The sequence below is a fragment of the Kitasatospora sp. NPDC058046 genome (assembly GCF_042885595.1).
GTDB lineage: Bacteria > Actinomycetota > Actinomycetes > Streptomycetales > Streptomycetaceae > Kitasatospora.
The window spans coordinates 20,457-35,210 of record NZ_JBHVRS010000035.1 but is presented as its reverse complement, the minus strand read 5'-3'; the positions used below and the strand labels follow the sequence as shown (position 1 = coordinate 35,210).

12 protein-coding genes and 1 riboswitch are annotated in these 14,754 nt (G+C 73.9%); of the genes, 3 read left to right on the top strand and 9 right to left on the bottom strand.

Going from position 1 to position 14,754, the window contains the following annotated elements:
- Positions 1-60: 60 nt before the first annotated feature.
- Positions 61-3,297 (bottom strand): BTAD domain-containing putative transcriptional regulator, encoded by a 3,237-nt coding sequence (locus ACFVU7_RS41530; protein WP_388051477.1) that lies wholly within the window; start codon positions 3,295-3,297, stop codon positions 61-63.
- Positions 3,298-3,639: 342 nt separating this feature from the next.
- Between ACFVU7_RS41530 and ACFVU7_RS41525 the strand changes: the two genes are divergently transcribed.
- Positions 3,640-4,773, top strand: coding sequence for a hypothetical protein (locus ACFVU7_RS41525; protein WP_388051475.1), 1,134 nt, complete (start codon positions 3,640-3,642; stop codon positions 4,771-4,773).
- An 85-nt stretch (positions 4,774-4,858) separates the two neighbouring features.
- A riboswitch (SAM riboswitch) is annotated at positions 4,859-5,000 on the top strand.
- A 202-nt stretch (positions 5,001-5,202) separates the two neighbouring features.
- Positions 5,203-5,916: an IclR family transcriptional regulator gene (locus tag ACFVU7_RS41520; protein ID WP_049657219.1), complete on the top strand. Its 714-nt coding sequence runs from the start codon at positions 5,203-5,205 to the stop codon at positions 5,914-5,916.
- A gap of 183 nt (positions 5,917-6,099) precedes the next feature.
- Here ACFVU7_RS41520 and ACFVU7_RS41515 read toward each other — a convergent pair whose 3' ends face one another.
- Together ACFVU7_RS41515 and ACFVU7_RS41510 are read right to left on the bottom strand one after the other, a co-directional pair.
- On the bottom strand, positions 6,100-7,353 hold the full coding sequence (locus ACFVU7_RS41515) for a threonine/serine exporter family protein (protein ID WP_117486788.1): 1,254 nt from the start codon (positions 7,351-7,353) through the stop codon (positions 6,100-6,102).
- Positions 7,354-7,447: 94 nt separating this feature from the next.
- Complete coding sequence (locus ACFVU7_RS41510) at positions 7,448-8,428, bottom strand: NADP-dependent oxidoreductase (RefSeq protein WP_388051471.1); 981 nt, start codon at positions 8,426-8,428, stop codon at positions 7,448-7,450.
- Positions 8,429-8,507: 79 nt separating this feature from the next.
- On the opposite strand from ACFVU7_RS41510, the gene ACFVU7_RS41505 reads away from it, so the two are divergent.
- A complete protein-coding gene (locus ACFVU7_RS41505) occupies positions 8,508-9,515 on the top strand; it encodes a GlxA family transcriptional regulator (protein ID WP_388051511.1) in 1,008 nt (335 codons plus the stop codon).
- A gap of 140 nt (positions 9,516-9,655) precedes the next feature.
- On the opposite strand, the gene ACFVU7_RS41500 is transcribed toward ACFVU7_RS41505, so the two are convergent.
- The 6 genes from ACFVU7_RS41500 to ACFVU7_RS41475 form a co-directional block, all read right to left on the bottom strand.
- On the bottom strand, positions 9,656-10,723 hold the full coding sequence (locus ACFVU7_RS41500) for a protein kinase family protein (RefSeq protein ID WP_388051468.1): 1,068 nt from the start codon (positions 10,721-10,723) through the stop codon (positions 9,656-9,658).
- Between the two features lie 170 nt (positions 10,724-10,893).
- Positions 10,894-11,097: an ATP-binding protein gene (locus tag ACFVU7_RS41495; RefSeq protein ID WP_388051508.1), complete on the bottom strand. Its 204-nt coding sequence runs from the start codon at positions 11,095-11,097 to the stop codon at positions 10,894-10,896.
- A gap of 43 nt (positions 11,098-11,140) precedes the next feature.
- On the bottom strand, positions 11,141-11,662 hold the full coding sequence (locus ACFVU7_RS41490; RefSeq protein WP_388051466.1) for a DUF6434 domain-containing protein: 522 nt from the start codon (positions 11,660-11,662) through the stop codon (positions 11,141-11,143).
- A 341-nt stretch (positions 11,663-12,003) separates the two neighbouring features.
- Positions 12,004-12,474 carry a DIP1984 family protein gene (locus ACFVU7_RS41485; protein ID WP_375873507.1) on the bottom strand — a complete coding sequence of 157 codons (471 nt, stop codon included), beginning with the start codon at positions 12,472-12,474 and terminating at the stop codon, positions 12,004-12,006.
- 534 nt (positions 12,475-13,008) lie between these two features.
- On the bottom strand, positions 13,009-13,686 hold the full coding sequence (locus ACFVU7_RS41480) for a GNAT family N-acetyltransferase (protein WP_388051462.1): 678 nt from the start codon (positions 13,684-13,686) through the stop codon (positions 13,009-13,011).
- A gap of 105 nt (positions 13,687-13,791) precedes the next feature.
- On the bottom strand, positions 13,792-14,667 hold the full coding sequence (locus tag ACFVU7_RS41475) for an NAD(P)H-binding protein (protein WP_388051505.1): 876 nt from the start codon (positions 14,665-14,667) through the stop codon (positions 13,792-13,794).
- Between the last annotated feature and the right edge of the window lie 87 nt (positions 14,668-14,754).

The following is a 14,754-nucleotide window of genomic DNA, read 5'->3' as shown; positions in this document are numbered from 1 at the left end:
CACACCGGTTCCTGCGCACCAGTTCCTGAACGCACCGGAACCGTCAGCAGGATCGATTCCTCAGCAGCCCGAGGAGAGCCGGTCGGCGGCCCGCCGGACCGCCCGGCCCGACGGGGTCGACGGATCCGGACCCTCGGCCCGGGGCAGCAGCCCCGCCACCTCCGCCGCCTCCGGCAGCCCCAGCCGGACGAAGATCCGGTGCGCCTCCCGCAGCCGTCCGTACGCCTCGGCCTCCCGCCCGAGGTCGGCCAGCGTCCGGCCCAGCACCAGCAGCGCGTGGCCCTGGTCCCGCTCGGCACCCAGCTCCTCGCACAGCTCCAGCGCCTGCCCGGCGTGCTCCAGCGCCTCCTCCGTCCGGCCGAGCGAACGCAGACTGTCCGCCATCCGGTAGCGGGCGTGCCCGGCCCGGGCCCGCAGACCGGACGCCGAGGCCACCGCCAGGCACTCGCCGAACCAGGTGACCGCCTCCTCGTGCCGCCCCAGCCCGTGCAGCGCCAGCCCCAGCACGTACAGCGTGTACGCCCGGCCCGGATCGTCGTTCCGGGTCCGCAGCTCGGCCAGCGCCTCGTGGCAGATCGGCACCGCCTCGGCGGCCCGCCCGCTGCGCACCCGGGCCAGCGCCGCGTTCACCGTCGTCACCAGCGCCCCGGAGCGGTGGCCGAGTTCGCGGGCCAGCAGCAGCGCCTCGTCGTAGTGCCCGACAGCCTCGTCGTAGCGGCTGAGGAACTGGCAGACCAGGCCGAGGTCGTTCAGCGCCTGGCGCAGGATCACCGTGTCGCCCGCCGCGCGGGAGGCGGCCACCGCCAGCCGGGAGGCCGCCTCCGCCTCCTCCAGCCGGGTGGCGGCCAGGGCGACGTTGCCGCGCAGGAAGTGCGCCCGACCAGCTGCCCGGTGGTCGGCGCGGTGGTCCGCGGCGGCGGCCAGGGCCTCCGCGGTGGTGGCCAGTTGGCGGCTGGGCGGGGCGAGGACGAACGGCGTGAGCGCGATCAGCAGGTCGATCGCGGCGCGCAGCGGGTCCGTGGTCGGTCCGTCGGAGGGGTCCGGTGCCGGGCCGTCGGAAGGCCCGCCGGTCGGGCCGTCGGGGTCGTCCGCGACGCTCCAGCCCGCCACCTGCGCGGCCAGCGCGATCGCCCCGGAACCCTCCGCCTCGGCCCAGGCCCGCGCCCCGTCCGGCCCGTCCAGCGGGACGCCCGCGCTGCGGGCCGGCCCGAGCGCGCCGGCCGCCGGATCCCCGGGGACGGCGTGCTGGAAGGCCGAGCACGCGGTGGCCAGCAGGTGGTCCAGCATCCGGTCACGGGCCGCGACGGCCGCGCCGGGATCGTCCGGACGGCGCCGGGCGAACGCGCGCAGCAGGTCGTGGAAGCGGTAGCGGCCGGGGAAGGGCGACTCCATCATCGCCACGTCCACCAGGGCCTCCAGCAGGTCCTCGGCGTCGTACTCGTCCAGGTCCAGCAGGGCGGCCGCGGCCTGCAGCCCGAGGTCAGGCCCGTCCACCGAGGCGGCCAGCCGGAACGCCCGGGCCTGGGCGGGCGTCAACTGGCGGTAGCTCAGCTCGAAGGCCGCCGCCACCTCCAGGTCGCCGATCCGCAGCTCGTCGATCCGCCGCCGCTCGACCGCCAGCCGGCGGCCCAGCGTCTGCACCGTCCAGCTCGGCCGGGCCGCCAGCCGGGCCGCCACGATCCGGACCGCGAGCGGGAGGTGGCCGCAGACGAGCAGCAGCTCCCGGGCGGCCTGCGCCTCGGCGGCCAGCCGCTCGGCGCCGATGGTGCGGCCCAGCAGTTCGAGCGCCTCCTCGGGTTCGAAGACGCCGAGGTCGGCCTGGACGGTCGCGGGCAGGCCGGACAGCCGGGTCCGGCTGGTGGTGAGCACGGCGCAGCCGACCGCACCCGGTAGCAGCGGTCTGATCTGCGCGGTGTCGTGGACGTTGTCGAGCACCAGCAGCAGCCGCCGGCCGTCCACCGCCGAGCGGAACAGCGCCGAGCGGGCGTCCAGCCCCTCCGGCACCGCGTCGGCCGGCACGCCGAGCGCCACCAGGAAGCCGCTGAGCACCGCCTCCGGATCGGCCGGGGTGGCGTCGGCGCCCCGCAGGTCGACGTAGAGCTGACCGTCCGGGTAGGCCTCGCGCACCCGGTGGGCGACGTGCAGGGCCAGCGCGGTCTTGCCGACCCCGCCCATGCCGACCACGGTCGCGATCACCAGCGCCTGCTGGCCCGGTGCGCCGGGGTTTCTGTCGGGCGCCCCTCCGTGCACCCCTCCGTGCACCCCGCCGAGAGCCTTGCCCAGCCGTTCGACCAGGACCGATCGGCCGGTGAAGTCGGCCGCGTCGGGCGGCAGTTGGGCCGGTCTGGGGGTCGGTGTGCTGCTCCCGGCCGGGGCGGTGTTCCCGGTCGGTGCGGTGGCGGGGGCGTTCGGCGCCGCCGGTCCGGCGGGCGGGTCCGGTGCCTCGGCCCCGGGCGCGGCCGGCTCCGCCGGACCGGCGGCGGCCGGGCCCGGGACGAGCGCGACGGGGACGAGCGCGACGGAGGGTGCCGGGGCGGCGAGCGACGGGTCCCCCTCCAGGATCCGCTGGTGCAGCAGGTCCAGCTCCGCCCCGGGCGCCACCCCCAGTTCGGCCAGGAACAGCTGACGCGCGCCCCGGAACACCGCCAGCGCGTCCGCCTGCCGCCCGGCCTGGTACAGCGCCCGCATCAGCAGCCCGTACGCCCGCTCGTGCAGCGGGTGCTCGGTGGTCAGCGAGGTCAGCTCCGGGATGCACCGGGAGTAGCGCCCCAGCGCCAGGTCCAGGGCGATCCGCTCCTCCAGCAGGGTCAGCCGCAGCTCCTGGAGCCGCTGGCGCTGCCGCTGCGCGAACGGCCCGGGGATGCCGGCCAGCGGCTCGCCCTGCCACAGCTCCAGGGCCTGGTTCAGCAGGTCGCGCGCCTGCTGCGGCTCCCCGGCGGCCGCCGTGCGCTCGGCCTGCGCCGCCAGCTCCTCCGCCTGCGCCGCGTCCACCGCGTGCTTGGGCAGCACCAGCCGGTAGCCGTCCCCGACCGAGGTCAGCACGGTCGGCGCGTCCGGCGCCTCGCCGTGCAGGACCTTGCGCCACCGCCAGGCGTAGGTGCGCACCGTCGTCATCGCGGTGCCCGGCGGCTCCTCGCCCCACAGGGCGTCGATCAGGTCGGTGGCGCTCGCGCCGTGGCCGGGCCGGAGCAGCAGCACCGCCAGCATCGCCTGCTGCTGGGGGCTGCCCACCTTCAGTACGGTCGCGCCGCGCTGCGCCCGCATCAAGCCCAGCACCGAGAACCGGAAATCATCCATTCCTGCACCTGCCCGCTTCATGTGCTCGCCCCCGCCCGCACGTGCCACCCCCGAATTGGTGAGTCCCTATCAACCCACGGGACCTGGCGGGATGTCGAGAGATCGTCGACCCGGTGGTGATCCGGTGTTGATCGGCCGTCGCCACAATCGGTGATGTGGCGCCCGCAGTCGGCCCGGCCCCTCACCGCCGGACCCGCCACGTCCCCGGTCGCCCGGCCGCCGACCGGCGACCCCCACGGCTCTCGGAGGCGGACGCCCATGAACACGGACCGGAACAGCGACCTGAGGACCGGCCGGAAAGCGGATCCGAACGCGGAACCGAGTACGGCGTCGAGCACGGACTTGAGCACGGACCTGAGCACCGACCGGACCACGGACCGGCACGGCGGCCTGGACACCGACCTGCTCCACCGCCTGCTCGACGTCGACCCGGCCTGCGGACCCGTCGAACTGCTCCACCGCGCCCGGGGCGAGCGCCACCTCCCGTACCTGGTGCTCGCCGCGCTCGCCCGGGAGGACGTCCGGATGGGCGCGCACGCCCGGGACGAGCTGCGGCGCGCCCGCGACCGGGTCGAGTGTTACGCCCGGGTCGCCCGCGACCTCGCCGACGCCACCGGGGTCCGCCCCATCCGCGACCTGCCGCTGGCCGGCTACTACCCGCCCGACCTGCCCCGGCCGCTGGCCGAGCTCAGCCTCGTCAGCCCCACCGAGGCCTCGCTCTGGCAGGCCGTCAACCGGCTGGTCACCGACCACCCGGTGGAGTCCGTGGAGGTCACCCTGCTCGGCGAGCGCCCCCGGCACACCGCCGTCACCCTGCGCTGGCCGGCCGGGGACCCGCTGCTCGACCCGTGGTACCAGGTGCGGGTCGCGACCGCCGCGCTCCCCGGCGACCTCGCCACCGTCCCGGTCCGCCCCTACCTGGCCGCCGACGACCACGTCGAATGCCTGATCGCCCTCGCCGAGGAAGGGCTCGGGCGCACCTTCCTCGCGGGCGACGTGATCGACGTGGCCAGGCTCGCCGGGCAGCCCTTCGAGCCCGTCGAGACCGCCGCGGTGGTCGCCGCCTACCGGCTCGCCCCGGAGGCCGCCGCCCTCCTCGACCTCGCCGCCGAGCACGTGCCGCTCGGCGCCCTGCGGGACGTGCGTACCGTCCTGGAGGCCGAGGTCGCCCCCGAACTCCGCCGCCGGACCTCTGCCGGCACCCCGCCGTGCCACGGCACCTCGCCGCGCCACGGCACGCTGCTGCGCCGCACCGTCATCCGGCACCAGTGGGACGAGGCGCTGCTGCTCCCGGCCGGCGACGCCACCCTGCTGCTCACCCCGGTCGCCGACTACCTGCTCGGCCCCGAGGGCACCCGGCCGACGGACCGCGAGCGCACCGCCGCCCTTGCCGCCCTCCACGCCTGGGACGCGACCCTCCCCGGCAGCCCGGACGGGGCCCCGTGCACCGGCCTGTCGGGGCCGCGCCACCGCTGAGCCGGCCCCGCGGGGCGTGGCCGAGGGCGGGTCGAGGGCGGGGGGACTTGCCGACCCGCCCCGGATGTCTTGTATCGTTCCTGGCGAATCATCCAGAGGGGTGGAGGGACCGGCCCTACGAAGCCCCGGCAACTCCCCGTTCGACCCGGCGTCCGAAGTACGCGCCGTGTTGGCGGGGGCAGTGCCAACTCCGGCCTGTCGCCACTGTGGCGCGGGAAAGATGAGGAGACACGGTGCTCTCTGTGCTGTCCTTCGCCCGGGCGCTTCCCGCCCCGGTCCTTTCGCGTACCCGTCTCGTGCCCGGCGCAGGCAATCGGCCGACTTCTCCGGCCTGTCCTCGCTGACCACACCCCCCGGCTCCCCGCCAGGAGCCGCCGTGAGCAGCGCGGACCCGCTGCTCCCGGGCCTTGAGACTGGAGTACCCATCCCATGGAGAACACGAGCGGCGTCGGCGTGCTCGACAAGGTCACCTCGATCCTCGGCACCCTGGAGGCCGGGCCCGCCACCCTGGGCGGCCTCGTCGCCGCCACCGGCATGGCGCGGCCCACCGCCCACCGGCTGGCCGTCGCACTCGAACACCACCGCCTGGTCAGCCGGGACGTCCAGGGCCGGTTCATGCTCGGCCCCCGCCTCGGCGAGCTCTCGGCGGCCGCCGGCGAGGACCGGCTGCTGGCCGCGGCCGGTTCGGTCCTCGCCCAGCTGCGGGACGCCACCGGCGAGAGCGCCCAGCTCTACCGGCGGCAGGGCGAGGTCCGGATCTGCGTGGCCGCCGCCGAGCGGCTCACCGGGCTGCGCGACACCGTTCCGGTGGGGGTCACCCTCCCCATGAAGGTCGGCTCCGCCGCCCAGATCCTGCTCGCCTGGGAGGAGCCCGAGCGCCTCCACCGCGGCCTGCAGGGGGCCCGCTTCACCGCCACCGCGCTGAGCGGCGTGCGGCGCCGCGGCTGGGCCCAGTCCGTCGGCGAGCGCGAGGTCGGGGTCGCCTCCGTCGCCGCGCCCGTCCGCGGCCAGTCCAACCGGGTGGTGGCCGCCGTCACGGTCTCCGGGCCGATCGAACGGCTCAGCCGCCACCCCGGCGCCCAGCTCTCCCAGGCCGTCGTCGAGGCGGCCCACCGGCTCACCGAGGCCCTGCGCCAGCCCTGACGGGGGTTCCGAGGCTCTCGGATTCCGAGGTTCCGGGGTTCCCTGGTCACGGGTTCCGAACCTCGGGTTCCGAGACTCCGGGCTCCGGGGCGCACCTCCGCGCGCCCCGGGGCCCGGTTCCGGCCCGTACCGGTCCCGGTTCCGGCTTGGCTCGGGCCCGGCTCGGGCCCGGTTCCGACCGGCTCAGGCCCGGTGCGGCAGGCCGGTGAGGCTGGGACGGGGGATCCGGCTGATCACCGCGCCGATCAGTGTGCCGATCGACACCCCGAAGACCGCCGAGACGGCCGCCAGCAGCGACTGCGCCCCGTTGCCGACCTCGATCTGCGCGGTGTTCAGCAGACCGAAGGAGCCCGGCACGACGATCCAGAACGCCGGGAGGTAGAGCACCTGCCAGAGCGGACCGCCCGGCAGCCAGTGCACCAGGGTGGCCGCGACCGCGGCGGCCACGGCACCGGCCAGGCCGCCGATCGCCGCGCCGTGCACCGACCCCACCGCCACCTGGGCGGTGACACTCACCGCGATCACCGCGACGATCCACGGGATGGCCGAGGGCGGGGTGTGGACGTTGACCACCACCCCGGCCACCGCGATCGCCAGCCCCAGCGCGATCACCCACCAGCTCGGCTTGGCCACCTGCACGTTGGCCAGCGCGGTGGACGGCATGCCGATCGCGGTCGCGGCCGCGGCCACCCCGGCGAGGAACAGCGTCAGCTGCACGGCGCCGGAGACCAGCCGGGCGGTGCCCGCGTTGGCGGCGCCGGCGGCGATCTCGGACAGCCCGGTGACCAGCAGCCCGCCCGGCAGCAGGATCGCCAGGGTGGCCACGATCGTCCGCAGCGGCCCGTCCAGCAGCGAGGCCCGCGCGAGCGCCAGGACCAGCAGTGCGACCAGGAACCCGGCCGTGACGGGCAGCAGCGGCCGCAGGTGCGGCCGCCGCCGGGCGAGCACGGTCAGGCCCACCACGATCAGCGAGCCGAGCCCGGCGGCCAGCACGTTCGCCACCACCGGCTGCAGGAAGATGCAGACCCCGACCCCGACCGGCAGCGCCCCGAAGTCAGCCACCCACGCGGGCCAGCGGGCGGGCGCCCGCCGGATCCGGTCCAGCTCGGCGCGCGCCCGCGGCCCGTCGAGTTCGCCCGCCCGCAGCCGGTGCACCAGGTCGAGGACGTCGGCCGTCTGCTCGAACCGCAGGGTGCCGCCGAGCGGCTGGAACCTGGTGGCGCCGTCCGGGTGCAGGGCCACGAACAGCCCGTTGGTCAGCGCGGCGACCTGGACCTCCGGGGCGCCCAACGCCCGCCCCAGTCCGCGGAGTTCGTCCTCGACCTCATGGACGGGCAGGCCGCCGCCCAGCAGGGCTTCGCCCAGGTCGAGCAGGAGACGGCAGAGCGGGTCGGGCGGGGCGTCGGCGTCCCGGACCGATGGAGACTTGCTAGGCATGGCAGGTATCGTCCCACCCTGCCCGATTCGGTCTGAATCTGCCCCGGTCTGTTCGCTTCCCGAGCGCTGGTCGCTCCCGGGGCCTGGGTGACCGCTACGGGCGGACGGTGAGGACCAGCTTGCCCGTGACCCGGCCGGTCTCGCCCTCGGCGTGGGCCTTCGCGGCCTCCGCGAGCGGGTAGGTGGCGGAGACGTGCGGGCGCAGCTGCCCGGCTTCGACGAGGGCGGCGATCGCGGCCATGCCCGCCCGGTCGTGCTCGACCAGCAGGGCCTTCGCCGTCACGCCCAGCTTGGCGGCGCGCTCGGCCACCTCGTCGATCCCCTGGGGCAGGATCGACACCAGGACGCCGCCGGGCCGGAGGGTCTCCAGGGAGCGCAGTCGGTCGTCGCCGCCGAGCGGGTCGAGGACCACGTCGATGTCGCGGGCCTCCGCCACGAAGTCGGCCGTGCGGTAGTCGATGACCTCGTCCGCGCCCAGGCCCCGGACGAAATCGTGCTTGGCGGCGGACGCCGTGCCGATGACGTACGCGCCGCGCGCCTTGGCGATCTGCACGGCGACGTGCCCGACGCCGCCGGCCGCCGCGTGCACCAGGACCCGCTGCCCCGGCCGCAGCCCCGCCGTGTCGACGAGCGCCTGCCAGGCGGTGAGCGCCACCAGCGGGAGCGCCCCGGCCTCGACGTGGCTCAGTACTGCGGGCTTGGGCACGAAGGCCCGGGCGGGGCCGGCGACGTACTCGGCGTGCGCGCCGGCGCCGTACGGGTAGGGCAGCATGCCGAACACCTCGTCGCCCGGGGCGAAGAGCGAGACGCCGACGCCGACCGCCTCGACGGTGCCGGAGACGTCCCAGCCGAGCGTGAACGGGGGCTGCCCGAGGAAGTAGCCGCGGTCGCGGTGCTTCCAGTCGGTGGGGTTGACCCCGGCGGCGTTGACGGCGACGAGGACCTGGCCGACGCCGGGCACGGGCCGCTCGACCTCGGCCTCGTGGAGGACGTCCGGGGTGCCGAGGGCGGTCTGGGTGATGGCCCGCATCGTGTTCGTGCTCATCGTGTTCGTGCTCATGGAGTTCGTGGTCATGGATCCAGCCTGCGGCCGCGCCCCTGACCAGCGAAATGGCAAGATTGCCAAAGACCGATAGAATCGTGCCATGCCTGCGATGGAACCCTGTGGTCCTCTCGGTCCTGGTGGCCTCGGCGCCCGGCCGCCGCACCGCGTCGTCGTCCTCGCCCTCGACGGCGTCTACCCCTTCGAGCTCGGCATCCCCAACCGGGTCTTCCCCGGGGTGCCGGGCGCGTACGAGGTGGTGACGTGCGCGGCGACGGAGGACCGGACGGTCGCGACCAGCGCCGACTTCACCATCACCGTCGGGCACGGGCCCGAGGCCCTGGAGAGCGCCGACACCGTCGTCATCCCGCCGTACGCCCTGCACCGCGCCACCGCCGACCTGCCGGAGCCCGAGCGCGCGGCCCTCGCCCGGATCCGCCCCGGCACCCGCATCGTCTCCATCTGTACCGGCGCCTTCGCGCTGGCCGCCGCCGGCCTGCTCGACGGCCGCCCCGCCACCACCCACTGGGCCCTGGCGCCGGCCTTCCGCCGGATGTACCCCCGGGTCGCCCTGGACGCCGACGTGCTCTTCGTCGACGACGGCGACATCCTCACCTCGGCGGGCGCCGCCTCCGGCCTCGACGTCTGCCTCCACCTGGTGCGCTCCGACCACGGCAGCGCCGTCGCCAACCAGGTCGCCCGCCAGTGCGTGGTCCCGCCCTGGCGCGAGGGCGGCCAGGCCCAGTACATCGAACAACCGGTGCCCCCGGAAGGCACCAACGGCACCGCCGCCACCCAGGCCTGGGCCCTCCAGCACCTCGACCGCCCGCTCGCCCTCCGCGAGCTGGCCGCCCACGCCCGGATGAGCCCGCGCACCTTCGCCCGCCGCTTCCAGGACGAGACCGGCACCAGCCCGGGCCGCTGGCTGATCCAGCAACGCCTCCACCGCGCCCGCCACCTGCTGGAGACCAGCGACCTCCCCGTCGACCGCATCGCCACCGAGATCGGCTTCGCCACCGGCGCCTCCCTCCGCCAGCACCTCCACGCGGCGATCGGCGTCTCCCCCCAGACCTACCGCACCACCTTCCGCGGCCACCCCGGCCCCCCAACCCCACCCTGACCATCGCCCGACGTAGGAAGTCGGCAGGCCCGACCTCCTACGTCGAGTCGTCAGCCGCCGCCGAATCGACGAGCGAGGAGCCGGGGCGAGGTGAGCCCCAGAGCCCGACAAGTCGCGGCCGGGGCCCGCTCCTTCGAAGGTCAGCGCGATGTCTCACCGGCGTCCGCGACGCGGTTGAGCTCGGCGCCGGGGTACGGCGTCTGCTTGCTCTCGGACAGTAGTCGGCGGTGGAAGCCATCCAGGACGACGCTGGCTCGGGCGTGCCGCTCGACGAGCACGGCGATCTCGGGCGGAACTGCCTCGGGTCTGTGACCTGCGGTCCACTCCTGGAGGAACGCGTCTGCTTCCATGTCACCCCGGACACGGTCGGCGAGGTGGTGGATCAGGTGGCTCGCCGTGTAGGCGTGGTCGTACCCGTGGTGGTCCGTGAGGAACTGCTGCTCGGCTGCTGAGAGTTCGAAGTCTGAACTCAGGGCCAGTCCGAAATCCGCGAAGTAGATCAGCCGGCCATCGGTCAGCAGGTTGTTGAAGTGGGCGTCGAAGTGCACGAGCCCGCGGGAGCTCATGAACGCCGTGCCCCGCGCCAGAGCATCCTCCGCCCACGCAGGAGAGCCGCCGCCGGTGGCCACCGTAGTCTCCCCGTGCTCGTGCAACAGCCTGCGGAGTGTCTGTGGCACGTGTTCCAAGAACAGCACCAGGCTGCGGGAGGATCGGCCGATGGCTTCCAGGCGCTCGCGTACCGCCTGCGAGCCTTCCCAGTGGGCGACCGCTCCGTCGATGCCCCCGAACTCGTCCACGAAGCCTTCGGGAGGGGAATCGGGCAGGATGCGCCAGTGGTACATCAGGGGAAAGCCCTCGTACTCCTTCCCGAGGACCCAGTTGGTGGTCATGACGTGGACGGCCAGCTCTCGCCAGGCACCGAAGCCGGCCGAGCCCACTCCGTACTGGTAGAACATCGGCAGACCGAAGAGGTTCGCCGTGGACCGAATGTTCTCCGGCTGGGTCTCGACGTCCGTCAACGGCACCCTCTTGACGAAGATCCGTGTCCCGTCGATGTCCAGCTCCGCCGACCTGCCGCCGATGCCGGATCCGACCGGAGGAGCTGACGCCACGATCTCGCCGAGACGCCGGTCGTTCAGCAGGGACAGGCGGGTGGCAATGGTCCCGTAGGCGGCCAGACGTGCGCCGTGCTGAGATTCGTGGCGCATCGACGACTCCTTTGTGCCCCCGGATCAGGGCGTCGGTGATCGCTCAAACGTAATCCACTCCCGCCACCAAGGTCACCCTCCGATCGCAGAACCGCTCGGCATCTCGTTTGCCGTCGGCGGGCCGCTGCCCGAACGACGTGCGACGCCGATTGGCTGACCTCTGGCGGAGGTCATTTCGGAGCTGCGAAGAGGCCTTCCCGGGGGGCCTGGTAGCGGTAGGAATCGGTGTCAATCTGGATGAGGGTGCAGCAGAAGGTGATGCGGTCGGCGATGGCCGGGCGGAGCCGGGCGTCTCCGAAGGCCTTGTCCCACTCGGTGGAGGGTGAGTTCGCGGCGACGGTGGTGGCCTTGCACTCCTCGCGTTCGGTGAAGATCTGGAACGGCAGTCTGGTGCCTGGGCATAGCAGGGGCCGCCGGTCACCCCGTGGCCGGGCTGCGGGGGTGGGCGCGGTGGGTGCGCCAGGCGGTGAGGGCTTCGGTGTGGGTGCCGGCCGGGTGGGAGGTGTGCCAGGCGCGGAGGAAGTGGTTGAGTTCGAACTGTGGGCCGATGTCCTGGGGTTGGGCGGCGGACTGGCGGGTGGTGTGCCAGTGGGCGGTGGCGTCGGCCAGGGTGCGTCCGGCGGATTCGGCGATGAAGGTTCGCATGTGGGCGTCGAAGTGGAAGGCCGGGCCGATCTCGCGGCGGAAGTACTCGCGCAGGACCTGGCTGCACCGCTGGCCCTCGGGGATGACGGTGGATCCGTCGACCGGTGCGGCGAGTTGGCGGCTGGCCTTGCGTGCGCGGGGTGGGGCGGTGGGTGGGGCGGCGCCGTCGAGTGCGGCTCGTAGCCGCTCCGTCAGTGCTGCCTTTCCGCCGCCGCGCGGCACGCCGAGCTCCCGGGCGAGCGTGGTCAGTTCGGCCAGTGTCCAGTACCAGCGGGCCAGTTCGTCCCCGATCAATGCCGCACTCGGTTCCGGTCGAGTCTCAGTTCCCGTATACGAACTCATGCCTCCATGATAGGAGGGGTGGTGTACGTCCGACGATACACAGGGAAACCCGTGGCACGGTGTGGAAAGCCCCGAACCCGCCCTCGCCGCTTCGGATCTGCACATGGTGATGTGCTGTGTGATGTGCACTGTTACCTGTACGCGGTGCTGAGCTGCGCTGTTGGTGGGGAGTTGAACCCCGCGTTGCTCTTCACGCGCCAGGAGTGGGCCGGAGTACCGCCGGCTCTCGGTGTGTGCACGCCTCCGAAGCTGCTACCTGCTCCACATCGCGTCTCGCCACTCTGCCGGACTGGTCAGTCCAGCAGGTCGACCTCCCAGTTGGTCCGCTGGATCCGCACGTCGACCTCGCGGATGTCCCGGGCGAGTGCGTCCGCCTGGGCGCGCAGGTCCGCGACCGGGAGTGCGGAGAGCATCATCAGCTCGGACCGGAGCTGCCGGCCGTATCCCCGTTCGCCCGTGCCCGCCGCCGCGTCGGCCGCCGCGGTGACCACGGAGTGGCGCAGCCGCAGGACGTCCCGGCGCGCGAGGGCGTCGGTGAGCGTGCCGTCCGGTCCCATCTCCACGGTGGCGTTGGTCCGGTTGATCCGCCGGATCAACGCTTCCAGGGCGTCCAGCACTTCACCGACTTCGGCCAGCAACTGGGCCGCGTCCTCGGCGGGGGTCTCCCCCTCCTGGTGCCGCGCGCTGCTGACGACGCGCGCCCGCAGCTGTTCTATTCGGCGCGTCGCCTCCGCGCGTTCTGCCAGTGCCTCGGCAAGTTTCACCGCCTGCACCTCCTTTCCGTGAGTTCGCACGAGTATAGGAGTGCGTGCCGGGGTATCCGCACCTGGTTTTTGACCGTTTGAAAGCCGTCGGGAATTCCTTCAATCCTGATGTCCGGCGGGTCCGGGCTCTGCCGGGTCGATCTCGGGGCATGGGATGATGTCATCCATGACGTGCATTCGAAGGGGCTATGCCGCGTAGAACACCGGCTTCACTTCGGCCGCGCGTACGCGGCTGGGGGAGGGCCTGGGTGCGGTATCGCGATGTCCCGGGTCTTTCGGGGGCGGCCAACGCCGCCGTCCGTCTGCTTGAGCGGGAGCGGTTGGCTCCGGGCATGATGTCTGTGGCGCTGAGCGTCTGGTCCGTGCGTGTCCACGGCACCGAGCGCCGGTGGAGGCGGTGGGAGGCCGAGTTCACCTGTCCGTGCTGTGGGTCGGGCTGGGCCCGGGACACGTTGCAGGAGGCTCTGTTCATGCTTCCGCCAAGGGCTGCCGGCGAACTCCGGCTTCAGCTGGATCGCCTGGACGCGGTGCTGCTCAGGCGGACGCATCATGAGCCGACGGCGGACGCCGAGTTGGCGTGGTGGCATCGCAGGTGCTGATGGGCCCGGGGCCTGGACCGTGGCGTTCGGGCAGGCTCTCACGGGACGTTCCTGCGATGTCGGGCGAGGGCGTCCGCGGCCGGTCCGCCCGTAGCAGCCGGCCTTCGCCGCCCGCGAATCCAACGCCTTGGAAGGAGGCGCCGAACTCCACCTGCACGAAGCCGAGTTCCCGGTGCAGGTCGAGCGAGGCGCGGTTCCTGGCGGAGACGAAGCACCAGACCGTCGACTCCCTTTCCCAGGCCCGTTCCATCCGGCGCCGGGTCAGCAGCCTCGCCAGGCCCCGGCGCCGCCAGGCGGCATCCACCGTGACGCCGGTCAGGTAGTGGCCGGCCGGGGCGCCGTCCGCCGGGTGCGCGGGCAGGTAGGCCGCACTCGCGTACCCGACGGCTTCACCGGAGACCTTCGCGGTGACGACCAGGCTGCGCTCGCCACGGAGTGCCCGGTGGATGCGGTCCGCCCATTCGTCCGCCGAGCCGCCGCGCGCCCGGGCCTGCAACTCGGCCAGCGCGGGTACGTCGTCCCCGGTGGCCTCCGCCACCACCGCGATCACGGGTGCGTGCCGCGCGGCCGGGTCGGGGGCGTAGGCGGCGAACCGCGGATCCGTCCCTGCCATGTCGTCCCTCCCGCCGGGCCGGTGCTGTCCTGGCCCGCCACGCTAGGGCGGCCGACGCGGCCCCCGCTACCCAGCCGACGGCTCGGGTGATGACTCGGGCGAAGGTCAGGTCGACGGGGTCGGGCCCGGCCTGAACGCGTCGGCGTGGTCGGCGACCCACCGGGAGAACGGCCTCGGCGGTACTCCGAGGATGTCGGACACCGCGGAGGTGAGGTACGCGGGCCTTCCCATCGTCGCGCCCCAGGCGTTGAGCAGCATGTCGACGGCCGGGCGCGGTGCCTTTCCGTCCATCGCGCCGCGGAACTCGTCCGGCGACAGCTCCTCGAACCTGGTCGGGCGTCCGAGGACGTTCCCGATGATCTCCACCTGCGCCGCCTGGCTCAGGGACTCGGGGCCGGTGAGGACGTAGTCGCCGTCGGCGTGTCCGTCCTCGTAGAGGGTGCGGGCCGCGACGGCCGCGATGTCACGGTCGTCGACGGGGGCGGTCTCGGCGGCGCCGTACGGCCAGCGGACCACCTCGCCGGCGCGGATGGCGGGTGCCCACCAGGCCAGGGAGTTCGACGCGAACATCCCCGGTCGGATGATCGTCGATTCGAGGCCGGTGGCCGCGATGAGCCGCTCGATCTCGGCGTGGAGCACCGCCATGGGGTTCGGCTGCCGGAAGAAGGGGTGGGGTGTCTGGTGCGGCGAGGAGAGGAGGACGACGCGCTGCGCGTGGGCGGCCAGGCGCTCGACGACTGCCGCGGCGGTCGGCGGCGGTGCGGTCCAGAGGAGGAAGACGGCGCCGACGCCCCGCAGCGCCCCGTCGAGGGAGGCGGGCACGGTGAGATCGCCGGTGACGACGTCGACGCCGGGCGGCAGCGTCGCCGCCGCTTCGGGACGACGGGTGAGGGCGCGGACCGGCACGCCCGCGGTGAGGAGTTCGTCGACGACTCCGCGCCCGATCCGGCCGGTGGCCCCGGTGACGAGCACCGGCGGCATGGGGGTTCGTGCGGTGTCTCGTGCGGCGTTTTGCGTGCTGTTCGGCTGGGTCATTCCTCCAGGAAATCGTTACTCGGTTAAAAACGC

What these genes read in the sequence shown, in the direction of transcription:
- ACFVU7_RS41500 (WP_388051468.1), bottom strand. Translation starts at nt 10,723, where the DNA reads ATGCGCCACGAATCTCAGCACGGCGCACGTCTGGCCGCCTACGGGACC.
- ACFVU7_RS41530 (WP_388051477.1), bottom strand. Translation starts at nt 3,297, where the DNA reads ATGGATGATTTCCGGTTCTCGGTGCTGGGCTTGATGCGGGCGCAGCGC.
- ACFVU7_RS41475 (WP_388051505.1), bottom strand. Translation starts at nt 14,667, where the DNA reads ATGCCGCCGGTGCTCGTCACCGGGGCCACCGGCCGGATCGGGCGCGGA.
- ACFVU7_RS41515 (WP_117486788.1), bottom strand. Translation starts at nt 7,353, where the DNA reads ATGCCTAGCAAGTCTCCATCGGTCCGGGACGCCGACGCCCCGCCCGAC.
- ACFVU7_RS41505 (WP_388051511.1), top strand. Translation starts at nt 8,508, where the DNA reads ATGGAACCCTGTGGTCCTCTCGGTCCTGGTGGCCTCGGCGCCCGGCCG.
- ACFVU7_RS41520 (WP_049657219.1), top strand. Translation starts at nt 5,203, where the DNA reads ATGGAGAACACGAGCGGCGTCGGCGTGCTCGACAAGGTCACCTCGATC.
- ACFVU7_RS41510 (WP_388051471.1), bottom strand. Translation starts at nt 8,428, where the DNA reads ATGACCACGAACTCCATGAGCACGAACACGATGAGCACGAACACGATG.
- ACFVU7_RS41480 (WP_388051462.1), bottom strand. Translation starts at nt 13,686, where the DNA reads ATGGCAGGGACGGATCCGCGGTTCGCCGCCTACGCCCCCGACCCGGCC.